Genomic DNA, 22,995 nt, shown 5'->3' on the forward strand with positions numbered 1-22,995 from the left:
CCCAATACCGGTGGCCGGGAGGGTTGATCTCCGATGGGATGTCGTGCCGCTTGCTGGTGGATCATACGTGCCAGAATCCAACCGCATCTCAGCCGCTCAGGGTCAGATGTGTTCGTAACGGCTGTCCGACGACGGTCGATCTGACACGTGGCGAACCAGACGGCGCGACTCGATGGTCGCGCCGTTTCTCATGGCGGGTCACGTCCACGGGTGTGCCGGTGGCGAGGCAGCCGTGGAGGATACCGACGAGCCGGTTGGCGACCTGGCGGAGGGCGGCAGTGCTTGGCGAGATGTATGGCAGGCCGACGCGGTTCAGGCGATGCCTGGCGAGAGATTCGTGTAGCGCTTGATCGACGATCCGCCGCGTGGTCTCGGGCAGCCCGCGATGGCCACTCACTGCTACCTCTACCGCTCCCCCGCCCTGTGAGTTACTGATGCCGTACTGCGACGAAGGACTAGTTCGGGGTCGAACAGCACTTCGTCGCTGACCAGCGGGCTACCGGCGATTTGAGCCTCCAGGAGCGCCACGGCTGTCTGTCCGATCTCCTCGATCGGCTGACGGATCGTCGTCAGCGGCGGATCGACGCAGGTCATGAGGGCGGAATCGTCGTATCCGATCACGCTGACGTCCTCGGGGACGGCCAGCCCGCTGCTGCGGGCACCGCGGATCGCGCCGAGGGCGAGCACGTCGCTGGCGCAGATCAGTCCGGTCGCACCGCGTTCGATCAGCTGGAGGGCCGCGACAGCTCCGCCCTCCAGCGAAAGGATCGTGCGTTCGACCAGGTTCGGCTCACCGGGGAACGCCTGAATCTTGCGTTGTGACGGCACGTGGCCCAGCGGGCCGACCAGGAGGCCGATCCGCTGGTGACCGAGGCTGCGCAGATGGCTGTGCGCCTTGGCTACCGCCGCCGCGTCGTTGGTGGACACCCGCGAGAAGCCCAGGTCGTCTGCCGCGGCGTTGATGAGGACGACCGGCAGTCTGCGTTGCAGCAGCCGCTCGTAGTGCTCGTGGTCCGCGTCGGCTTGTGCGTACGCGCCGCCGGCGAAGATCACGCCGGACACCTGCTGGCCGAGCAGCATCGTGACGTAGTCGCCTTCGGAGACGCCTCTGCTCGTGCGCGTGCACAGCACCGGCGTGAAGCCCTTCTTGACCAACGCGCCGCCGACGACCTCGGCGAATGTGGGAAAGATCGGGTTGAGCAGGTCCGGCAGCACGAGCCCGACCAGACGCGGGCGTTCGCCGCGCAACTTGACGGGCCGTTCGTAGCCGATCACGTCCAGCGTCGTGAGCACGGTGTTCCGGGTCGAGTCGGAGATCCCCGATCGGCCGTTGAGCACTCGGCTCACCGTAGCCTCGCTGACGCCGGCGTGCTGGGCGATGTCGGCCAGCCGGCTCATTTGAGCCCCGAATGGGCCAGGCCCTCGACGAACTGGCGCTGGGCGATGATGAAGACGATGAGCACCGGCAGGACTGTCATCGTGGCGGCGGCCAGTTGGGTGTTCCACATCTCGCCGCCGTAGGCGTCGGTGAATCGGGTGAGCGCCTGCGGAAGGGTGAACAACTCCGGCGAGGTGAGGTAGACGGTGGGTTCGAGGTAGAGATTCCACGAGGTGAGGAAGGTCAGGATCCCCACGGCGGACAGCGCGGGTTTGGCCAGCGGTACGCAGATCCGCCACCAGATTCCGGGGCGGCCGAGTCCTTCCAGGCGCCCGGCCTCTTCGAGTTCGGCGGGGAGGGCGATGAAGAACTGCCGCATGATGAACGTGGCCAGTACGCAGGGTGCTGCCAATGCGGTGACCAGAATCAACGGCCAATGCGTGTTGATCATTCCGGCTCGTTTGAACATCTGGAACAGCGGCACGATCGTCACCTCGCTCGGCACCAGCAGGCCGATGAGCACCACCACGAAGAGGGCGTTCGCGCCGGGGAACCGGATGCGGGCGAAGGCGTACCCGGCGAGGCTGGAGACCAGCAGGGTGATCGCCGTGACCAGCAGCGCTATGTAGACGCTGTTGAAATATTGCCGGGCGAACGGCTGGAAGGTGAAAGCTTCGGAGTACGCCGACAGCGTCGGGTGATCGGTCCACAGTGACGGCGGGGACGCGAAGATCTCCGGCAGGGGTTTGACCGAGGCCGCCACCATCCAGATCGTCGGCACTACGAACGGAATCGCCAGGACGCCGAGCGCCACCACCAGCAGTACGCGTCGGGCCAGGGAACTCAAGGTTTCACTGCTCATGGAAGACCCACTTCCGGCGAAGCTGCCATTGCAGCAAGGTCAGCAGCATGACGAAGGACAGCAGCATCAGGGCGAGGGTCGAGCCGTAGCCGATGTCGTTGAACTCGAAGGCCTGCTGGAAGACGTAGTAGACCAGCACTGTCGTGCTCAGCTCCGGACCGCCGCCGGTCAGCACGGCGATCTGCGCGAACGACTGCAGTGCGCCCACGATGGTGATGATGGCGGTCAGCAACACTGTCGGCGAGATCAGCGGCAGGGTGATCCGGGTGAAGATCGTCCGGCCGCCTGCCCCGTCCATCCGGGCCGCCTCATACAACTGGGAGGGCACGCCCTGGAGCGCGGACAGGAACAGCACCATGTTGACGCCGACGCTGCGGACCACCTGGGTGATGATCACCGACAACATGGCGGTGTTCCCGTGCTGCAGCCAGTTCGGCCCCTTGATGCCGATCGTCGCGAGCAGTCCGTTGATGCCGCCGTTGTCTTGCAACAGGAAGCCCCAGACCAGAGTCCAGGCGACGACGGAGACGACGACCGGCGAGAAGAACAGTGTGCGGAACAGCGTCGCTCCGCGGAACCGACGGTTGAGGAGCACGGCGATGAGCAGGCCGAGGGTGATGTTGAGGATCACGACGCCGCCGGAGAAGATCGCCGTCGCGAGCAGGACCGACGGCAGCTGGGGGTCGGACGCCAGTGCGGCGTAATGCTCGGCTCCGACGAAGGTCTGCTTGCCGGTGAACACGTTCCAGTCGTTGAGGCTGTACCAGATCGCGAGGCCGACCGGAATCAGCACGAACAGCAGGACCCCCGCGAGCTGCGGTGTGATGAAGAGGTAGCCGCTGAGCACGTCTCGTCGGCGGGTGGTCCAGAAAGGCGGCCGGGCCGTGCCCCGGGCGTTGGCAGACGCCCGGGACACGACACGGTTTTTCGCGGTGGCCGACACTACTTGGCCAGGATGGGGTCGATTGCCGCGCAGACCGAGCGCAGCACGGCCGGGATGTCGGCGTCGGCCTTCCACATGGCGTCCAGCGCGGTCTTGCCCTTCTGGGCGATCTCGGCGGGGCTGGTGTGGTTGGGCAAGGTGACGGCGTTCGGCAGCTGGTCGACGACGACGGTCTGCAGCTGTTCGGCGCTCAGCGTCTTGTTGTTGGCGGCGAGCTTGGCCCCGGTCAGCAGGGACTTGCGGGGCGGCGGGAAGAACTGGGCCAGCTTCTCGGCGTTCGACGGGTTCGTCAGGTACGCGAGGAAGTCGGTGGCCTGGCTCTGATGCTTGCTCGAGGTCAGTACGCCGACCCCGGCCTGCCCGAGCACGGCGTACTTGCCCGCCGGACCCGCCGGTAGCGGGTGGAGCCCGAACTTGAAGGAGCCCGTGAGCAGTGAAGCTCGGGAAACCTGGGCGATGGTGAAGGCGGCGTCACCGGCGAAGAAGTCCGCCGTGGTGCCCGGGCTGGGCGTCGCCTTGGTCGTGAACGCCGCGTCGTGCAGGAAGGAGAAGGCCTTCTGCATCTCGGGACTGGCGAAGGTGCAGGTCTTGCCGTCTGGGCTCCACGCAGCGGCACCCCAGCCGGTCCAGACGGTGGCCAGCACGTTCCACGATTTGTAGTCGAAGTCGCGGATGACGAAGCCGGCCTTACCCGTCTTCTCGTGGACGGCCGCGCCTGCGGCTGCGACCTGATCCCAGGTCAGCGTGGCGGGGTCGATCTTCTGACCGGCCTTGGCGAGCAGGTCGGTGTTGACGTAGAGGGCGTACGGCGAGTTGGAGAACGGGTACGCGTACAGCGTGCCGTTGCGGCTGTACTCGGCGGTGACGCTGGGGAGCAGGTCGTCGTATTGCCAGCCGTCGGTGGCCTTGAGCTTGTCGGTGAGCCCGACGAGGGCGTCGGAGGCGATGAGGTCCTTCGACAGGTCGCCCATCCAGGCGAGGTCCGGTGCGTTGCCACCGGCGATCTGCGTGGTGAGCGTCGTGTTGTAGTCCGCGAACGGCAGACTCTCGAACGTGATCTTCGAGACGTCGGGGTGGTCGGCTCGATACGCGTCGCCGATGGAGTTGAGCAATTTCAGCTGAGCCTCGTTGGAGGTCCAGACCGTCATCCGCAGCTCGGCCGGGCCTGAGGTCTCGGCCGCCGGCCCGGCGCAGGCCGCGCTGAGCCCGAACATCGCCGTCAGCGCGAGGGCGCCGAGCGTCTTGCGTGCATTTATCATGATCGCGTCCTTCTTGGGTGAGTGTTCGGCGCGGCTCAGTAGCCGACGACCTCGGGCCAGTGCAGCTCGACGCCGGCCTCGACGAGCCGGCGCTGGAACGAGTCGACGAGTTCGGCGTCGGTCGCGACCTGTCGTGGGCTCAGGCCCCGGTCGAGGCAGAAGGCGGCGAGTTCCCCCGCGGACTCCCCCACGTTCCACTCGACCGGATGCAGCCGGTACGCGCCGTTGGTGATGTGGGTGGTGCCGATGTTCTTGGCGGCCGGCAACAGGTTCTGGACGCGTACCGGAACCAGCGATCCCAGCGGGATCTCGAACGGCGCGCACTCGACGTCGATGTAGTTGTCGCCGCCCGTCGACGGATGCAGGTCGATCCGGTACATCCCGACCCCGACCGAGCCGTCGAAACGGGCCGGACCGTCGTATCCGCGGGCCTTGATCGAGATGTCCTGCTCGCGGATGGTGGTCAGCGCCTTGATCCGCCGGGACTCCCGGATGTAGGGCGCCTGGGCGAAGCCGTCGGGCGTGCCGACCAGATCGCCGCGCAAGCGGAGCCCGGGCCAGCCGCGTCCGCCGTCGGGTCGCGGTGCCTCGGTCTGCAGCCAATACGCGTACGCCCGGGACTGTGCCTTCGCCGCGGCGAGGTGCCGGCTGCGGTCCCCGGTGTCGATGATCGAGCCGCCGACGTAGTCCAACTGTGGCCAGTTGGCCAGCACGATGTCGCTGTCGTACAGGCCGTCGGCGAAGGTCTGCCGGGCGGCGATCCGTCGGAACTGCCACAGATCCTGATCACCGGCGTCGAAGCGCGGGTCACCGGAATTGTCCTGGTCCGGGTTGACGATCATCGTTCGCTGTTCCGGCACGAGGGTGCGCGGATTCGGCGCGACGAACGACAGCATCGGCGCACCCCAGAACGGCAGCTCGAACGAGCGCCACTGGTCGTAGTCGGCCGGTCGCTCGATGGTGTGGTCACCGGCGACGTGGTCGAAGGTGAAGCACCATGCGATCGACTGGACGTTGGCCGGGTCGGCCACCTCGGCCGCGCTCGGCTCGCCGGTGTCCGACCGCGCCTCCGCGCCGACGACATACTCGGTCCCGGTGAGCGGAAGCAGATCGCCGGTCTCGGTGCCGTCGAGGACGAACTCTGCCGTGATGACGATGTCGGCACCGGTCTGCAGGTCCTTCACCGTGACCGTGCGGACCACGCCGTCGACGACGTCGGCCGAGACCGGAACCGCTGGTTGCACGACGGTCAGTCGGCCGCTCGACCGATACGGCGCGAGCAGGGCTTCGATGACGGCGAGCGCCACTCGCGGCTCATGGCACAACCGGCTGACCCGGCCGCGGCCCGGGTTGAGTTCCCGCTCGGCGCGGGCCGCTTGCGACAGCGGGTAGTGGTCGCGGTAGTAGCGCCGGATGTTGTCCCGGAGCGTCCGATAGCGGGCGGTGATGCCGAACTGCTCGACCCAGATGTGTTCGTCCGGTGGCACTGCTTGCGACGTCAGTTGCCCGCCGAGCCAGGCGTACTCCTCGGTCATCACCACGCGGCGGCCGCGGTGGAGCAACGCGAGCGCTGCGGCTACCGAGCCGAGCCCGCCACCGATGATCGCCACGTCGGCGGCGATGGCGCGCATCAGGACGCCGCCGATCGGGCGACGATGGTGCCGCCGGTTTCGACCTCGGCCATCAGCAGCCGCTGGGTCTCCAGGGTCGCCCATTCCTGGGGGTCGGTGGTGATCAGCTGCTGCAACAGCTCTAGCGCCTCGGCGGCGATCTGCATCCTCGGCACGTGCAAGCCGGTCAAGTCGCCGTTCGCGGCGCGATGGCCGCGTACCTCGCCGAGGGCGGCGACCGAGATCTCGCCCGGCACGTCGACTCCCGCTTCGACCAGCGCGTGGATGACGTCCTCCGTCAGGAAGGCGTCCTCGGCGATGATCAGGGTCGCCTCGGTGGCCCTCGCCAGCCGCGGCAGGTCGGCGACGCGCTCGTCGCCGACCAGCAGGAACGCCAGCCGGCCTTCGGCCGACGCCGCCTCCACGGCGCCGCGCCGGTCGCGCGCGGTCGGCGTGTCCCGGCCCCGGTGCACATACAGAGCCTGCCGATGGCCGAGCACTGCGGCCTGGTCGATCAGCTCAGAGGTCGGGGTGACGTAGTCGATGCCGACGTAGGGCACGGCGGCCGTCGTCTCGTCGCGCCGGCCGACCGCGACGAACGGGAACTGCTCGGCGACCAGCCGCTCCAGTTCCGAGCCGACCATCTGCTGGCCGAGCAGGATGCAGCCGTCGGCGAGCCGGAGCCGGGTCTTGCGGTGGAACAGGCTGCGCGTGCCGTCCTCTACCGGAGAGGACGTGAAGAACAGCAGGTCACATCCGATGCTCTCGGCGGCCCGCTCGATCCCGTTCAGCAACGGGCCGTAGAAGTCCATGCTCTCGGGCGACAGGGCCGCCTCGTAGGTGAAGACGCCGATGATCTGGCTGTCCAGGCCGGCGAGCCGCCGGGCTGCCGGATCGGCGACGTAGGTGGCCTGCTCGAGCGCGCGCTTGACGCGGGCCCGGGTCTCCTCAGGGATGCGCACGTTCGTGCCGTCACGATCGTTCAGCACCACCGACACGGTGGTCTGGCTGACACCCGCGATCTCCGCGATCTCGCGCTGCGTCACCCGGCGACGTCTCGTTGGCATCGACCCTCCGTTGATAATGCCTATCTTCTTCGAACGCCGATGACCATAAGCCGCCGGAAACGAAAGCGCAACCTCCCCTTGACAGATGGGCTCTCTGGTTGACATCGTCCGTTTCACCGCGAAGCAGATAGGCATTATCAAACGAGATTCGCGGGCAGACAGGAGCAGACGATGACACCCCAGTTCAGCCGTCGCGGCTTCCTCGGCATGACGCTCGCGGCGGGCGTCGTCCTCATCGCCGAACCCACCCCCGTCACCGCCTACGCCGCGGCCGGCGACGTCTCCCTGACCGCCGGCGGGATCAGCCTGCTGGCGAGCGTCGGCGGACGCCTGGCCATCCGCGACGCGGCCGGTGTCACGCGGTCCGCCGGATCGAAGTTCCAGATCAAAGACCAGCTCACCGGAATTCACCTGTCCACCGGCGGCACGCCGGCGCTCGCCCAGCTGCCCGACGGAACCCCGGCGATCCGCATGGACTACGTCTTCGACGCGGCGGCCGGCCCGGTCACGGTGGTCGGCTGGTTCACCGTCACGACCAACCACGCCCAGCTGGAATGGCACGTCACCGGCCCCGACACCCTCGTGCCGGACGGCTTTCTGTTCAGCCGGGCCATCCAGGCCCCGACATCGCCCGACGACTACATCGCGATCACCGAGTGGGTACGCGACGCGGGCGGTGGCATCCCGTACGAGGACACCGTGGGCGTCGCGCACACGTCGAGCTGGGGCAGCCTGCACGGGATGTTCCTGCTGGACCGGTCCCGCCAGGCCTGGACGAACACCACCTGGGTCCACGCACCCGGGGTTGCCGACCCCGACGGCGGCTGGACCAGCCGGGCCGACTTCTTCTTCTCCGAGACCCGTCCATCGGCCACCGCGACCATCGGCCGCGGTCGCGAACTCGGGCTCGAACTGACCACCAACCGCCCGTTCAACCTCTTCGACATGGCCGGCGAGCCGATGCAGCTCACCGCCACCGTCGCGAACGGTGGCGCGACCCGGTCGGCCGAACTACAACTGACGGTCCGCGACTTCGACGGCACCGTCGTGGCCGACACCACGATCGGCGGCGGCATCGCCGCCGCAGGCACCTGGCAGTACGCCTTCACCGTGCCCGCGCCGACCACCGGAATGGTGTTCGCCGAGGTCACCGTCCGATCCGGCGACGACTCGGCCTTCGCACGCACCAACCTGGCCACGCTCGCCCCGTTCGACTACCAGGCCGGCGCGAGCAGCATGTTCGGCATCGCCAACTATCCGTGGCTCCAGCGGCCGAGCGCCGACGCCGTACTGGATCTGTGGGAGCGGGCCGGCATCAGCCTGGTACGCATCGCGTACGACGGCGGCCCGGGCCTGCCGCCCGCCGCCTTCGACGCCCGGACGATCCGGCACAACATCGAACTGCAACCATCGCTTGAGGCGACCGATGCCGACGCCGCCACCTGGGCGGCCGACAAACTGGCGGTGGCCGTCGGGGCCGGAGCCGGCTACTTCGAGGTCGGAAACGAGCTCAACCGCCCGTTCAACACCGGAACCGCCGCGCAGGCGTACCTGGACAAGGCCCTGAGACCGGTTTTCGACCGGCGGGCAGCCACCGGCACGGCGATCAAGCTGATGAACAACGGCCTGGCCGGGATGGACAAGCCATGGGTGCAGAACTTCATCGCAGCCGGCGGCTGGGACCTGATCGACGCGTTCGCCTACCACCCCGGCCGTGGCAACTTCACGCCGGACTACATTCCGCCGGGCGACGACTGGAGCACCGGAGCCGACGGCACCTACTGGAACTTCTACGGTGGCCTGAAGCAACTGAAGGCACTGATGGCGCAGCACGGCGAGAAGGAGATCTGGCTGACCGAGGCCTACGCGCCGACCAAGCCGAACAGTTGGTGGCACGACACGTACCGGCACGCGGCGGAAAACGTCCTGCTCACCCTCGCGTTGGCCAAGGCCGAAGGCGTCAGATGCGTGTGCTGGTACCAGTTCCACGACAGTGTCCTCGGCATGCCGCAGGTCGCCGATCCCGGCAACGTCGAATACCACTACGGCCTGATGAACCGCGATCTGAGCCCTAAACCGTCACTGCTCGCGTACGCGAACGCCGCGCGCGTGCTCGACCAGGCGACCTTCCGAAGCTGGCTGACCTTCGCCGACCCGCTCACTTTCGGCTTGTGGTTCGACACCCCGTCCGGGCCGGCCGTCGTCCTGTGGAACCGGGCCGACGGGTATCTGCTCAACACCGCCGGGCAGCGCACCGACTGGCATTTCCCCGCGCCGGAAGTCTGGGCCGATCCGTGGCCGACCAAGGTGACCCTCACGGTCGCCGCCCGCAGCGCCGTCACCGAGCTGAACGCCATCGGGCAGAGCCGGCCAGTACCGGTCGCCGGGGGTCAGGTGACCGTGACCCTCGACGGCGCGGCGAGAATCTACTATGGACTCGTGCCGCGTCCCGACAGCAATGGCAGACACACCCTGGCCGGTACCCGCATCGGACGGAGCCGGCGGCGGTGAGCGACCGAGCGACGCCGATCCTGTCGGTGACCGACCGCGGGACGAAGATGACGCAACTGCTGCCAGGACAGCCGATCGGCAGCGTAAACACCAGGCTCATCCAGCTCGTGCTGCTCGGTGTGGCGGCGTGGGCTGTCACGTCGTCGGTCCCGTACGCCGCGCTGCTCGGCTTGGCGCCGACTCCGGGCGTGAGCCAGGCGCTGGGAAGCCCGTGGGCGTTGGCGGGGGCGATCGCCACTGCCTTTCTCGCGTTGGTGACAACCGGCCACGTCCATGCGCGGGCCGCGGCGGCCTTGCGGCAGAGCCTCGTGTCGGGCCTGTTCAACGGCCTCACGGTGGCTGGCGGACTCGCCGCCGGTGGCCTGCTCTGGACAGCCGCCAGCTACACCCGGAATCCGGCGCCGTCGTTCGACCTGGAGCACATCGTCACCTCACCGACGATCCCCCGTGAGCTGGGGGTGCTGGTGGCTGCGCTCATGGCGGCCCTGGCGGTCTGGCTGCTGATCCGTCTGACGGCAGCCCTCCGTGACGTACGCGAGCGACAGCTTGCCATCGAACGACTGCGACAGAGCGGAAAACGCTACGACGGACTGATCACCGAGGTCGTGTTCCAGAACGAGTGGCTCTGGGACATGCCCGTCTTCACCATCCGCGTCGCGTACGCCGACCGCGGCGAACCCCGGGAACTCTGGCTGCACATGCGGACCGACGCCGAACGGGTACCGACCCTCGGCTCGCCGGTGATCGTGTTGACCGACCACGCACGATCGACACACGTCGACCTCGACTACGAGGCGGGCGTGCAGTTCGAGGAACCCTACGACAAGTTCGTCGCCCCGTCCGGCTGACGACCAAGCGCTTCCCGAAGGGACCCACACCCCGATGACCAACCAGATCGAGGCGCAACCCGATGACGGCTGCGTGTTCGTGTTCGACGGAACCGTGCTCGAGCTGTTCGGGCACAGCGACGTTCATCGGTTTCATGTCTGGCAACGCCCGCGTCTGGAGTTCCCGGACGGAAAGCGACCTCGGCTGGAGATTCGCTGCGCGGTGGGCCCGATGCTCGGCATGGCGTATGAGCCGGCGCGCCGCCCCGAGCTCGATGCTCTCGCCGCAGCTGTGGCCGGGGCGATCGCGCAACGCGACGCGTCGGTTCGATCGCGCGGCAACGGCGGGCCGGTCTAGCACCGCCGCAGCTAAGCGGGGGCGCCTATCGCGCTGACGCGCGTAGGCGCCCTGCCTTGTCAGGCCGTCGCGACGGCCGTGCCCTCCAGTTCCACCATCAGCGTAGGGATCGCCAGCCGGGTCACCCCGAGCATCGTGCTGGCGGGCGCCACCCGGGCAGCGCCCAATCGCGACGCGAGAACACCGTAGTGCTGCAAGAGCAGCTCGACGTCGGTGGTGTAGACGGTGAGCCGGACCAGATCCGCCAGAGACATCCCGGCCTCGCCCAGCACGGCCTCGAGATTGTCCAGGCTCACGGCGATCTGGGCTGCCATGTCGCCCTCATACTGGGGCTCGCCTTGCGCGTTCGTCGCGGTCTGACCGGAGATGTACAGGGTCCGGACCTCCCCAGAGACGACCTCACCCTGGTTGAAGCCCAACCGCTGCGACCACGTCCACGGGTTGACGGCCGTACGTTGCATCGCATTCGCTCCCATTCGCCACGTGCGGCCCGGCAGGACGCCGACCCGCGTGGTGGTGAGCCTCTCAACCGAATCACGACACCCTCTGTCATGTATCCCGGGCATACTTCGATCATGCGCGCGGACCGGTTGGTGGCGCTGGTGCTGCTGCTGCGCCAGCGCGGTCAGTTGTCGGCGACCACGCTGGCCCGCGAGCTGGAGGTCTCCACCCGCACCGTGCTTCGCGACATCGAGGCGCTGTCCGCCGCCGGGGTACCGGTGTATGCCGAACGCGGCCGCCACGGTGGCTTCGCCCTGTTGCCGGGCTTCCACACCGAGCTCACCGGCCTCAACCATGACGAGGCGCTCGCCCTGCTGGTCGCCGGATCGCGGCGCGGCGCTCAGGCGTTCGGCCTGGGCTCCGCACTGGCTTCGGCCATCCTCAAGGTCGTCGACGCGCTCCCCGAAAGCTATCGGCACACCGCTGCCGGTGCGGTCGAGCGATTGCTCATCGATCCGGAGACCGACCTTTTGTCGCGTCGGACGGCGGCCGACGAACTCGCGGAGGACGTCGTGGGAGAGGTTCGACGCGCGGTGCTCGCGGGTCACAAGCTGCGAATCCACTACGCCGCCGCAGGCCACGCGGCGAACTGGCGGACCGTGGATCCCATCGGCCTGGTCACGGTCCGCGAGCAGGGTTACCTGCTGGCCACGAGGTCCGGCTCCGACCGCACCTACCGGCTGTCGCGGATACTCGCCGCCGAGGAACTCGCCGAAGCGGCGGAGCGCCCAGTTCGCGTCGACCTGGATCAAGCCTGGCATGACCGCAGTACGCGATTCCGGGCGGGCGATGACCAGGTGACGGCGTACGTGCGGCTGAATCCGAGACGACGGGAGGAGCTGATCAGCACCGCCGTCGCCGTTCTGGCCGAGGAGACGGAGGCAGACGGCCGGCTCCGGTTGGAAGTGACGTTCCAAGACGCAAGACACGCCGAGTGGGCGCTGTGGCAGCTGTCCACGAACGGGGAGGTGCTGTCCCCGCAGTGGCTACGCGACGCCCTGCACGATCGCGCCGTCGCCGTCGCCAAGCGATATGAGAGGTCCACTTGAGAAGCCGTGAGTCTGGCCAGGCTCACGGCTCCGGTCCGGCGCTGGACGAACCTGAGAGCATTCCCCCGAGCCGTCGACCGCCCCGGGGGAATGCTGCTCCGTCAGGGGCTCGTGCAGGTGAGCGATGGTGTCGACGGGCTGCCGTTGGCCAGGAAGCCGAACGTCGTCGACGCGTTGGAGCCCACCGAGCCGTTGTAGGAGACGTTACTCATCGTGACGTTCGAGCCGGCTGCCGAGAGCGTCGCGCTCCACACCTGGGTGATGGTCTGGCCACTGGCCAACGTCCACCGCACAGTCCAGCCCGTGATCGGCGCGTTGCCGGCGGAAACGGTCACCTCGCCCTGGAACCCGCCCGGCCACGTGTTGATCGTGCGATAAGTCGCGCCGCAGGCCCCGCCCGGCGCTGGGCTGCCTGAACTGGAGCTGCTCGGCGACGGGCTGCCGGATGCCGACGGACTGCTCGACGGCGACGAGGTGATGGACGGGGAACCGCTCGGCGACGGGCTGCTCGGGAACTGCGCCAGGAACGTGTTCACCTCCGCCGACGTCCATGTACGCGTTCCGCTGGTGGAGGTGGTGCCGTCCACTGGGCTGGGCGTGTGGTCGCCGTCGAACGCCGCCCATTGGACCGGATAGCCGGACCGGCATCCGGAGTACGCGGTGGTGTAGTGGGTGAGGCTGCCTTGGGAAGGCTCGCGTGGGCTCTGCGCGCTGCACCCGTTGTTCCGCACGAAGGTGTCGCGCAGCGACCGTCCGTTGGAGATGTTGAGCACGCTGTCGTGCGTGCCGTGGATGCCGAAGTACGCGACCGGCTGCGTGCCGCCGCTGCATCCGCTGAGGTTGGCTCCGGAGTAGACCACGACCGCTCGGAAGACCGTGGGCCGGGCGCAGGCGAGGGCGTAACTCATCGAACCGCCGTAGCTCCAGCCCATCGCGAAGATCTGACTGGTGTCGACGCACAAGTCGCCTTCGACGAGCCGGACGAGGTCGTCCACGAGGGTGACGTCGCGGCCGTTGGTGTTGGCCCAGCCGTTGTCGATGCCCTGCGGCGCGACGAAGATCGTGCCGTTGTTCGACAGCTGCTTCTGGCCGTAGAAGGCCCACGCCGCTCCGTCTGGCCCGCCGGTGGCGACGTCGTTGGCCGTGCCGTTGAGCCAGTGCAGCCCGAAGATGAGCCGATAGGCGTGGGTGTTGTTGTAACCGCTGGGGATGCTCAGGACGTAGCTACGGTTCTGGCCACCGCTTTGAATCGAACGAGTTCCGCTGGTGAGCGTCGGCGTCTTGCCGCAGCCGGCCGTCGGCCCGGCCTCGGCCAGCCTGGGCACCAGCAGAACAGCGCCGGCCAGCGCCAGGGTCAACAGGCTGCCCAGAATCCATCGATGCCGGGCCGGTGTGGTCATTCGTCTCATGGCGTTTCCTCGATCGCAACAGTCTGCGGGTCGGCCCGACCCCGTCTGGATTCCCGAGATCCGGCCGTCTGCCACATACGTGGTCGGGCCACTCGGGATGCGTGTCAGGTAGTGTGCCTGCCGGACGCAGAACTGTCAATCGATGACATCTAATGCGAGGTCGTGCCCGTGTCGTCGGTGGACAGCAGATCCGCAGCCGCAAGGACGCCTATCATGGGCGGAGCCCCAGACCGTGGGGCGGTTCGTCGCAGCGCCGGAGTCGCCGTGGTCAGTCCGTTCGAGATCGAGGAGATCTTTCCCGATGTCGCGGTGGGCTCGCGGCTGCCCCGGCGACAGCAAGGCACCTCGGCCCAGGCGCTCGCGGCGACGCTCATCGCGGATTACACCTTGCCCGATCGCGTCTGGCTACCCTCGGCAGCCATCGTCGCGCTGCTGGTCGAGTCCGGCGTCAGCAGCGGCGCAGCCCGCACGGCGATAAGCCGACTGATGCGGCGCGGAGTGCTGGAGAGCAGCCGAGAGGGACGGCATAGCTCGCACCGGCTGACCGTGGACGCCGCAGGCGAGCTACTGGCGGGGGGCGCGTGGATCGCCCGGTTCGGCGACCGCGACCGGGTATGGGACGGGTATTGGACGCTGGTCGCCTTCTCGCTGCCCGAGGAGCAGAGCGCGCGGCGGCGATCTCTGCGCGCCGAGTTGCGCTGGCTGGGCTTCGCGCCGCTCTACGACGGACTGTGGGTGTCGCCCGACGAGGTGAACCCGACGGTCGAACGACGCCTCGGCGCAGTCGCGTTCGGTGCGCTGACCGTCTTTCGGGCCAGGCAGGAAGATCTTGCCGTCGAGGTGAGCCGGAATCCCGTCGACGCCTGGGACCTGCCCGCCATCGCAGGGCACTATCAGCGCTTCGATGAGCGCTGGCGACCACTGCTGCCACAGGTACGCCAGGGCGAGATCGCCGGCGCCCCCGCAGTTCACGCTCGCACGCAGATCATGGACGCGTACCGGCGTATCCCCTTGCTCGATCCGCAGTTGCCGACCGAGCTGCTGCCGGCCGGGTGGCCTCGCTCGCAGGCCCGGGACCTGTTCGTGGCCGTCTACGACGGGCTGGCCGGCCCGGCCGAAAAGCATGTTCGAGCTGTTGTGAGCCAGGCCGCCGCTGCATCGCGGGCTGACGCCGTCCGCGCCCAGACGGTCGTCCGACTCGCCGCCACCGGCACGAGCTGACGGTTCCGAAATCGCTCCGGAAGTTTCGGCCCGATCGAAGCTTCTCGCAGACCCAGACAGGGTCGGTCCAACACTGATCTTTCGGATGGCCCACGTTAGACACTCGACCACAATGCTCTGACCAGCCAGTCAACTGAGGCAGTCCATCCGGAGCATCCTGTGTCCACGGTGAATCGCCGCAATCACGCCCTTCATCCTTCCGAAAAATTCTCGGAACTCGCCATTGCGAATCAGTCGCGGCGCGTGGCAGCATGCCTCGGTATCGACGCCCGCCCATGCGGCGCCGGCCGCTCCATCGAACCCGGCGCCGGCAACCGAAAGGAGTCCATGGTGACCGCACGTCCTCCTGCGCATCGTGGCGAACACCAAGGCAGATCGACCCCGCTCCGCAAAGCGCTGCTCTTCGGTGCGACCAGCGCACTAGCCGTCCTGACCGCGATGATGGTGATCCCCGACGCGAACGCGGCGGCGAGCATCCTCGGCGCCGCGGCCGCGCAGTCCGGCCGGTACTTCGGCACGGCGATCGCGGGCAGCCGGCTCGGCGACTCGACGTACACCACCATCGCTGCACGTGAGTTCAACATGGTGACGGCCGAGAACGAGATGAAGATCGACGCGACAGAGCCCCAGCGGGGGCAGTTCAGCTTCAGCGCCGGCGACAACATCTACAACTGGGCCACACAACGCGGGCTGAAGGTGCGGGGCCACACCCTGGCTTGGCATGCTCAGCAGCCCGGCTGGATGCAGAGTCTGTCCGGGTCGACGCTGCGCCAGGCCATGATCGATCACGTCAACGGGGTGATGGCGCATTACAAGGGCAAGCTCGCTGCGTGGGACGTGGTGAACGAGGCGTTCAACGAGGACGGCAGCCGCCGTCAGTCGAACCTTCAGGGCACCGGCAACGACTGGATCGAGGTCGCGTTCCGGACCGCCCGTAACGCCGACCCGTCGGTGAAGCTGTGTTACAACGACTACAACATCGAGAACTGGTCGTACGGCAAGACGCAGGGCGTGTACCGGATGATCCAGGACTTCAAGTCCCGGGGCGTGCCGATCGACTGCGTCGGACTGCAGACGCACTTCACCGGCGGCAGCTCACTGCCGAGCAACTTCCAGACCACGCTGTCCAGCTTCGCCGCCCTCGGCGTGGACGTCGCCCTGACCGAAGTCGACGTGACCAACGCATCGACCTCGCAGTACGCGGGCCTCACGCAGGCGTGCATGAACGTCCCGCGCTGCATCGGCATCACCGTGTGGGGCGTACGCGACAGCGACTCGTGGCGGTCCAGCGAGAGCCCCCTGCTGTTCGACGGCAGCGGCAACAAGAAGGCGGCGTACACGTCGGTGCTCAACGTCCTCAACTCCGCCAACCCGAACCCATCCACGACAACGTCCTCTCCCGGGTCGCCGTCAAGCTCGCCGTCCACCTCGCCGCAGCCCAGCGGCGCCAGCAAGATCGTCGGCTCGCAGTCAGGCCGCTGCATCGACGTGCCGAACTCCTCACACAACAACGGAACCAGGGTCCAGCTGTACGACTGCCACGGCCTGACCAACCAGCAGTGGACCTACACCTCGAGCAAGCAACTGACCGTGTACGGCAACATGTGCCTGGACGCGGCCGGATCCGGCAACGGTTCGGCAGTCCAGATCTACAGCTGCAACGGCCAGACCAACCAGCAGTGGAACGTCAACTCCAACGGCACGATCACCGGCGTGCAGTCCGGCCGATGCATCGACGTCTGGGGCACCGGCAACGGGCAGCAGGTTCAGATCTACGACTGCAACGGCCAGGCGAACCAGCAGTTCCGGCTGGCTGCCCTGTAGGTCCTCACTCTGATCCCACTCTCCATGGGAGGGGTCGTCGCCTCGACGACCCCTCCCCCACCAGGTCGCGTCAAGATCGAGCATCGCCGCAGGTCAGGATAGGTTTGCGCGCCTCGTTTCCTTTCCTACCGAAGAGGTCACCGGTTCGATTCCAGCATCGCCCACCAAGATCAGGTAAGCATGCGCATACCTCGCGTCATTTGCTGTCGGCCTGCGCAGACGCGGCAACCCGACATCGTGTTTTCGATTTGACCGCGACGCCCGGCGCGAACCACCCAGGCAATGATGCACTCCACCACGCCTTCCGTGGCTGCCGCTCGGGTCCGGCGAACCATGCTGAGATCCCGCGCATCATCGATGGCTGGACGCCGCTGACGATGGCGCCTGCCTCGTCACGGGTCGATTGGCTGCGCCGGTTCATCTGACATCCTGATGCGCTGGGACACGCACGTTTGCGATGAGATGGCGTATGACCTCGCGATCGCCGCTGACGGCGGCGCCGGCGGCTACGAGCCCGGTCAGGTCGTGGTCGCCAAATGCGGCCAGGAGTCCATTCGTTGTTGTCGCCAGGACGGCGTCCGGCTGCTCGGGCGGCTCATGCGCGACCTCAGCACCGGCCGAAGTGAGGCGGACGCCGAACACCCCGCCCAGACCCTTGTCGCGTAGTTCGATCCGCAGCGTCGCCTGGGGCCGCTGCCAGCTCGGCACAAAGTAGGTACGGATGCTCAACATGACGCTGTCCACGCTGACGAAGACCTGTTCTGCGGTCGGCGGCGCCGCCAGCGCCCAGGTGCCCAGCGCGACGACGATCGGCTCAAGGCCCCGGCCCCATGCGGTCAGCTCGTAGACCCGGACGTTCGCTGGCGGAGGCAGGTGGCGACGGCTAATGACGCCCACGTCGGCCAACTCCCGCAGCCGGTCGGACAGCGCGTTCGGGCTCGCGGCCGGCAGCGCCTGTTGCAGGTCGGTGAACCGTTTCGGCCCGAACAGCAGCTCGCGGACCACGAGTAGTGACCACCGCTCCCCCACGATGTCCAGGCCGCGCGCAACGCCGCATGCCTGCCGATAACCGCGCTGGACTGGCATCGGCCACCTCCCTTCAGACTTGCTCCATCGTAGCAGATACTATTACCCTCATAGCGACTGACTCGAGGGAGAATCATGACTACGCCACCGGCACCCCCAGTGACTGACCGCAAGACCTGGCAAACGCAGCTCGACGAACTCCGGCTCCGCGAGAAGGCGCACACCCGCGAGGGCGACGCGATCGCCGCAAGCCGCCGCCGGCTGCCCATGGTCGAAGTCGACCCCACCACCCGTCTCCTCGGAGCCAACGGCCCGGTGCCCCTGCTCGATGCCTTCGAAGGCCGAGCCCAGCTGTTCGCGTCGTACCACATGTGGCACGCCGGCAGGCCGGCCGCCGACCAGTGCGAGGGATGCACGTTCTTCACCGGCCAGGTAATCGAACTGTCCTACCTGCACTCGCGTGACGTCACGTTCGCGGTCTTCTGCCAGGGGCCGTTCGAGGAAACGTCACGCTACCGCGACTTCATGGGCTGGCAGGCGCCCTGGTACTCGGTGCCCGCACAGTCGCTGGACTCTCTTGTCGCTGGGCGCGCGTTCGGGATGAAGGCGTGCTACCTGCGTCAGGACGACCGGGTGTTCGAGACGTACTGGACTACCGGCCGGGGCTGCGAGCCAATGGCGCCGTCGTACGGCCTGCTCGACATGACCGTCTACGGCCGCCAAGAACAATGGGAGGACTCCCCGCAGGGGTGGCCTCAGCGCTTTCGAACCGACGGCGACCAATTCCGGCTCGACGGCCGGCCCACATCACAGTGGTCACGCCTCGCCGCCGGCCGCGACGACGACCTGGGCACCACTGGGAACACCGACAGCGACCACCACTGCTGCGGCGGCTCGACACCGACTGGCGCATGAATCGCCCGCCGAGTGCCCCGGCCAATCACGCTTAGCGCCACGACGTCGCCCTTACTGACCGGCTTCAACGAGGGAGCTCACCAAGAGTGGACATCCGTTCCTCGGCATTGAGTGTGCGTCTCTGGGTTCCCGCGCGGGCTGTCGCCCGAGTGGCTGCGCGTACCCGGAAGCTCTCCGGCTCAGGCCCTCACACCTGCTGGTGGCCCATTTATGTCGGCGGCCGCTGGCATGATGGCGAACGCTGTACAACCGAATGCAAGGGAACGAACACCATGAACGACGGCCGCGCCGATTTCGACTTCATCTTCGGGCGGTGGCTCGTCCGCCACCGCAAGCTGCGCGATGTCACCGACCCCCATTGCACCGAGTGGATCGAGTTCGACGCTCACGCGCAGGCGGAACCGATCTTCGGAGGTCTGGGTCACGTCGACCGGATCTGGACCGAGGCACCGCCCGGCGAGGAGCCGTTCGAAGGTTTCACTCTGCGGCAGTTCGATCCTGAGCAGCAGGTGTGGCGGATCTGGTGGGCTTCCAGTCGTCGGCCTGGTCACCTTGACCCGCCCGTCGAGGGAGCGTGGCGCGACGGGCGGGGCGTCTTCGACTGCGAGGACGTTCTCGGTGGTTCGCCGGTGAAGGTGCGTTTCGAGTGGACGACAGACGGGGCGGACGCTGCCCGCTGGCAGCAGTCGTTCTCGTATGACGAGGGTCAGAGCTGGCGGACGAACTGGATCATGGAGCTGTCACGGGCGAGCTGAGACCACTGACAGTGGGCGTTCCGGGAAAGGGGGCGTGCCAGGCACCGGCGCGCAGACGAAAACGGGCACGGCGTTCACCGTCATGATCCCCAGCCAGGTACTGCCTGATTGCGGCTATGCCGCAATGGCCCATGTCCTCGACACGATCAGCACGTCATCCGGCGGTTCCCATGTGCGATGGGACCCGTCGGAGGCTCAACCTGCCGCGGCGCCGATTCGCTGGCCCGGTCAGACGGACCGTAATAAGACCGCCGCAACGGATACATTTGGCCCCTGAGCTGCGGGTACGCGGTTCGGATTGTGCCACGTAAGGTCCACCAAGAACATTGATCATGTTATTCATCTGCACGTTAACGACTTAGAGATCGTTTGATACGGGGGAGTGCGCGAACCGCCAACGGGCCACAACCTGACGCGAGGTGACGAAGGGCCGAGGCGAATCGGACACCGCACGGACATCGGCAAATCCGGACGCCTGGTCCAACGCCCGGTGACGAGCGCGCTCGGCGGGCAACTCGCTGGACGCCGATCACTCGCATCTTCATATGGGCTACATCCGCCGCGTCCGGACAGCCGGTACGGTCACAGCCGCGCCCCGTGCTGCGGGAACGTGGTTCGGCCTCCGCCAAGCATGGTCCAATTGGGAATGTGCATGCCTCGTCACTACGGTCTTTGGCCTGCGCAACCGCGGCGACCCAGCACCCTGGTCCGATTTTGCCTTGAGGTCCGCTGCGAACCGACGAACGCAGGGCAACCTGATATGGACCTGGTGGAGTACGCGCTGAAGGCGGGCGTCCGATAGTCACAGACGTCCCCCACCGTCGAGGCGAATAGCGACGTCCGACCGGACGGAGTCGGGATTCACGCCGAGTTGGCGCAGCAGCCGTTCTGCCACTCTGCCAGCAGGGCGCCGAGGAGGTCGGTGGTGCCGCCGGGCCGACGAAGTCCATCAGGCGGCACGCGGGCCGGTTCGAAGATTGCGTAGCCGGCACTCGCCAACGAGATGCGCTCACGGCCGAAAATGGCCGACCCCGGGGGCGACCGTCCGTTATGGACTGAATCAGCGGCGACCCGTCGCAGGCCCACGACAAGCCGAGCGGAAACGGCCGGGAAACGGGTCAGCATGTTGTATCTCCATTGGCCGGCCGGAACCGATCCGGCGTGACACCCGGCCATCAGGTGAGGAGCCATCCCCTTGGCACAAACAAACAGGCGTGCGTTTCTGCGGTGGTCCGGTCTGGTCGTCACCCCAGCTGTAGTCGGCAGCGCCTGGGCGTCTCCCGGCGTGGCCGCCACGAATACTGATACGACCGGCACTCAGCTGACGCCGCTTCCGGCGGCGCTGCGGCCGGGCGGGGAGTTCGACCAGTATCTCAGCCAGCTCGCGACCCACGACCAGTTCTCCGGCACCGTCCTGGTCGCCCGCGGCGGTCATCCGGTGTTGTCGCGCTCGTTCGGGTACGCCGACAAGAACAAGGACCTTCGCAACCAGGCCGACACCATCTACTGTCTGGCGTCCGTGACGAAGCTGTTCACCGCGATCGCCGTCGGACAGCTCGTCCAGCTCGGCGAACTGACCTTGCTCGACCCGATCGGCCAGCACCTTAGCGGGTTCACCGCCGACGTCGCCGACAAGGTCACCATCCATCACCTACTCACCCACACCTCCGGCCTGGGCGACTTCATGCGGGACCCTGGGTATTTCGAGGAGGCGGTCACCTGGACGACGCCGGAGCAGATGATGGGCGGCACCCTGGGCCACATCCGCACCGAGTCGCTCGCCTTCGCGCCGGGCGCGGGTAACCAGTACAGCAATTCCGGCTACCACCTGCTCGGCAGCATCATCCAGAAGGTCTCGGGCCAGTCGTATTACGACTACGTCCGCGAGCACGTCTTCCGGCCGGCGGGCATGACCGACGCGGACTTCACAACCCTGCCGCAGTGGAGGAGCGGCAGCCGGTACGCGCATCCGTACCCCACCGACCAGTTGGGCAAGAGATACGACGCTCTCGACGGGGACGCCTACGTCTACATCGGCAACCCGGCCGGCAACGCGCTAGCCACGGCGCCCGACCTGGTCAGTTTCGCCCGGGCGCTGAACGACGGCACGCTGCTGAACGCCGTCTATCGGGACGTCTTCGTGACCCCGAAGCTGCCCAAGCCGCCCTTGCCGGCCAAGCCTGGGCTGCCGCCGGTCACCCCGTTCGCCAGCTACGCGCCAGACAATTTCCTCATCAACGGCCGGTGGGTCGCCGGGCACGGTGGCGCCGCACCCGGCGTGAGCACCAGCGTCGACTGGTACCCCGGCACCGAGTGGACGGCGGTCGCCCTCAGCAATTACGACATGTCGCCAATCCCCGGCGTGAACCAGCGATTGCGCCAGATCCTGACGAGCCAGGCATAGCGCCGATCTCGAAGCAGAACAAGTTCCCAGCCCGTCGGTCGCGCCCGCAGACGACGGGAGACCGGCCTGGTCGGAGGCTCATACCCCGACCAGGCCGTTTCTGATTCCCGGTGATGCCTGGGGGCGGCCGGACCCAGGACCACGCCTTGGGCGCGGAGTATGTCGCGTTGCCGCCGGTGCTTGTCGAAACCTCGCGTGCGGGGGTGTGCGATACCCTTCCCGCCTCAGGACTTGGTCGCTAGGTCTGCGGTGGTGTGGCGGGCCGCGGGCGGCCCGTTTGGCCTGGTCGGCTTTTTCGCGCGTTTGGCGCTCTTGCGCAGCGCTGAGCCCGGCTGTGGCGTATGAGCGGCCGCGACGTGCTGTTGGATCGCGGTCGTCTCCCCACCGGGTTCGGCGTCGGCAGGGTGGTCATGGTGAACCTGGTCTCCTGTCCACCGACGAGTAACCGTGCGGCGACCTGCCTGGCGTCCGAGTGGGGTGCCAAGGTCTGGGCGATGACCACCGAGAGGCCGTCGCGGCCCGGCCATCGGCCAAGGACAGCGAGAAATGGCCCTGTCACTCAACTCGTGGCAGTCCGTCGGCTAAGCGACTGCTGTGATCCGGAGGCTTGCTCGACTTACCCATCCCTCATTTGGCCCGGTGAGCGACCACTTCCCCCGCTGTGATCTGGGGCGGGTTCGGAAGAAGAGACGCCAAATTCTCCTTCACCCAGTCCGCAGCCTTGTTATTCGAGTTCTCGGCACCATCTCGGCTCTCAAAAACGCTCGTCGACACCATCACCCCATCTCCGGCGTCGACCCAGTAATAGGCAAGGAAGCCCGGAACCGTGCTGATGATCGGGACAAACCCTTCGTCCACACGCCGCCCCGCCTCGCGAGGATCGGTCACGCCGTCGTAACGACGTACGGTTGCGTACATTTGTCTCCCCCTTCCCAGATGCAACTCCTTGCTGTGGTATCGAGAATTTCGGCGATGTAGGCCTTTCAAGCAGAATGTCGTTTGCCGGCGATCAAGATTGATACTCCTGCGCGTGGCGCATGCGCCGACGTTTGACCGACAACCACTCAAGATTACCG

Annotated in this window: 19 protein-coding genes; 9 read left to right on the plus strand and 10 right to left on the minus strand. The window is 67.3% G+C overall.

Annotated features, from left to right (window positions below):
• Positions 1-405: 405 nt before the first annotated feature.
• Genes HDA40_RS03650 through HDA40_RS03675 form a run of 6 tightly spaced genes read right to left on the minus strand, consistent with a single transcriptional unit; the run spans position 406 to position 7,119 of the window.
• Complete coding sequence (locus HDA40_RS03650; protein ID WP_253751606.1) at positions 406-1,398, minus strand: LacI family DNA-binding transcriptional regulator; 993 nt, start codon at positions 1,396-1,398, stop codon at positions 406-408.
• Positions 1,395-2,240: a carbohydrate ABC transporter permease gene (locus HDA40_RS03655; RefSeq protein WP_253751608.1), complete on the minus strand. Its 846-nt coding sequence runs from the start codon at positions 2,238-2,240 to the stop codon at positions 1,395-1,397. The genes HDA40_RS03650 and HDA40_RS03655 overlap by 4 nt, the downstream gene beginning before the upstream one ends.
• On the minus strand, positions 2,230-3,156 hold the full coding sequence (locus HDA40_RS03660; RefSeq protein ID WP_253751611.1) for a carbohydrate ABC transporter permease: 927 nt from the start codon (positions 3,154-3,156) through the stop codon (positions 2,230-2,232). Before HDA40_RS03660 ends, HDA40_RS03655 begins: the two co-directional genes overlap by 11 nt.
• Positions 3,157-3,182: 26 nt before the next feature.
• Positions 3,183-4,442: an ABC transporter substrate-binding protein gene (locus tag HDA40_RS03665; protein ID WP_253751614.1), complete on the minus strand. Its 1,260-nt coding sequence runs from the start codon at positions 4,440-4,442 to the stop codon at positions 3,183-3,185.
• Positions 4,443-4,477: 35 nt separating this feature from the next.
• A complete protein-coding gene (locus HDA40_RS03670; protein WP_253751617.1) occupies positions 4,478-6,073 on the minus strand; it encodes an FAD-dependent oxidoreductase in 1,596 nt (531 codons plus the stop codon).
• On the minus strand, positions 6,073-7,119 hold the full coding sequence (locus HDA40_RS03675; protein ID WP_253751620.1) for a LacI family DNA-binding transcriptional regulator: 1,047 nt from the start codon (positions 7,117-7,119) through the stop codon (positions 6,073-6,075). The genes HDA40_RS03670 and HDA40_RS03675 overlap by 1 nt, the downstream gene beginning before the upstream one ends.
• A 171-nt stretch (positions 7,120-7,290) precedes the next feature.
• Here HDA40_RS03675 and HDA40_RS03680 point away from each other — a divergent pair, with 171 nt between their 5' ends.
• Genes HDA40_RS03680 through HDA40_RS03690 form a run of 3 tightly spaced genes read left to right on the plus strand, consistent with a single transcriptional unit; the run spans position 7,291 to position 10,815 of the window.
• Positions 7,291-9,630, plus strand: coding sequence for a hypothetical protein (locus HDA40_RS03680; RefSeq protein WP_253751623.1), 2,340 nt, complete (start codon positions 7,291-7,293; stop codon positions 9,628-9,630).
• On the plus strand, positions 9,627-10,478 hold the full coding sequence (locus tag HDA40_RS03685; protein ID WP_253751626.1) for a hypothetical protein: 852 nt from the start codon (positions 9,627-9,629) through the stop codon (positions 10,476-10,478). Before HDA40_RS03680 ends, HDA40_RS03685 begins: the two co-directional genes overlap by 4 nt.
• Positions 10,479-10,512: 34 nt before the next feature.
• The gene (locus HDA40_RS03690) at positions 10,513-10,815 is read left to right on the plus strand and encodes a hypothetical protein (protein WP_253751630.1); all 303 of its coding nucleotides are present in this window, start codon (positions 10,513-10,515) and stop codon (positions 10,813-10,815) included.
• 59 nt (positions 10,816-10,874) lie between these two features.
• Here the strand turns inward: HDA40_RS03690 and HDA40_RS03695 are convergent, their stop codons facing one another.
• A complete protein-coding gene (locus HDA40_RS03695; protein ID WP_253751633.1) occupies positions 10,875-11,276 on the minus strand; it encodes a RidA family protein in 402 nt (133 codons plus the stop codon).
• Positions 11,277-11,390: 114 nt separating this feature from the next.
• On the opposite strand from HDA40_RS03695, the gene HDA40_RS03700 reads away from it, so the two are divergent.
• The gene (locus tag HDA40_RS03700; RefSeq protein ID WP_253751636.1) at positions 11,391-12,365 is read left to right on the plus strand and encodes a helix-turn-helix transcriptional regulator; all 975 of its coding nucleotides are present in this window, start codon (positions 11,391-11,393) and stop codon (positions 12,363-12,365) included.
• A 101-nt stretch (positions 12,366-12,466) separates the two neighbouring features.
• Here the strand turns inward: HDA40_RS03700 and HDA40_RS03705 are convergent, their stop codons facing one another.
• Complete coding sequence (locus tag HDA40_RS03705; protein ID WP_253751639.1) at positions 12,467-13,774, minus strand: CE1 family esterase; 1,308 nt, start codon at positions 13,772-13,774, stop codon at positions 12,467-12,469.
• Between the two features lie 213 nt (positions 13,775-13,987).
• On the opposite strand from HDA40_RS03705, the gene HDA40_RS03710 reads away from it, so the two are divergent.
• Both HDA40_RS03710 and HDA40_RS03715 read left to right on the plus strand, forming a co-directional pair.
• Positions 13,988-14,995, plus strand: a complete 1,008-nt coding sequence (locus HDA40_RS03710) for a PaaX family transcriptional regulator (RefSeq protein ID WP_253751641.1) — start codon at positions 13,988-13,990, stop codon at positions 14,993-14,995.
• Positions 14,996-15,433: 438 nt separating this feature from the next.
• On the plus strand, positions 15,434-16,819 hold the full coding sequence (locus tag HDA40_RS03715; RefSeq protein ID WP_372503145.1) for an endo-1,4-beta-xylanase: 1,386 nt from the start codon (positions 15,434-15,436) through the stop codon (positions 16,817-16,819).
• A gap of 417 nt (positions 16,820-17,236) precedes the next feature.
• On the opposite strand, the gene HDA40_RS03720 is transcribed toward HDA40_RS03715, so the two are convergent.
• The gene (locus tag HDA40_RS03720; RefSeq protein WP_253751646.1) at positions 17,237-17,905 is read right to left on the minus strand and encodes a winged helix-turn-helix transcriptional regulator; all 669 of its coding nucleotides are present in this window, start codon (positions 17,903-17,905) and stop codon (positions 17,237-17,239) included.
• A 75-nt stretch (positions 17,906-17,980) separates the two neighbouring features.
• Between HDA40_RS03720 and HDA40_RS03725 the strand changes: the two genes are divergently transcribed.
• From HDA40_RS03725 to HDA40_RS03735, 3 genes are all read left to right on the plus strand, one after another.
• Positions 17,981-18,760 carry a DUF899 family protein gene (locus tag HDA40_RS03725; RefSeq protein ID WP_253751647.1) on the plus strand — a complete coding sequence of 260 codons (780 nt, stop codon included), beginning with the start codon at positions 17,981-17,983 and terminating at the stop codon, positions 18,758-18,760.
• A 272-nt stretch (positions 18,761-19,032) separates the two neighbouring features.
• Positions 19,033-19,515: a hypothetical protein gene (locus HDA40_RS03730; protein WP_253751649.1), complete on the plus strand. Its 483-nt coding sequence runs from the start codon at positions 19,033-19,035 to the stop codon at positions 19,513-19,515.
• Positions 19,516-20,800: 1,285 nt separating this feature from the next.
• The gene (locus HDA40_RS03735) at positions 20,801-21,919 is read left to right on the plus strand and encodes a serine hydrolase domain-containing protein (protein WP_253751651.1); all 1,119 of its coding nucleotides are present in this window, start codon (positions 20,801-20,803) and stop codon (positions 21,917-21,919) included.
• 627 nt (positions 21,920-22,546) lie between these two features.
• On the opposite strand, the gene HDA40_RS03740 is transcribed toward HDA40_RS03735, so the two are convergent.
• The gene (locus HDA40_RS03740; protein WP_253751653.1) at positions 22,547-22,837 is read right to left on the minus strand and encodes a hypothetical protein; all 291 of its coding nucleotides are present in this window, start codon (positions 22,835-22,837) and stop codon (positions 22,547-22,549) included.
• Positions 22,838-22,995 lie beyond the last annotated feature (158 nt).

It is taken from the genome of Hamadaea flava (genome assembly GCF_024172085.1).
Classification (GTDB): domain Bacteria; phylum Actinomycetota; class Actinomycetes; order Mycobacteriales; family Micromonosporaceae; genus Hamadaea; species Hamadaea flava.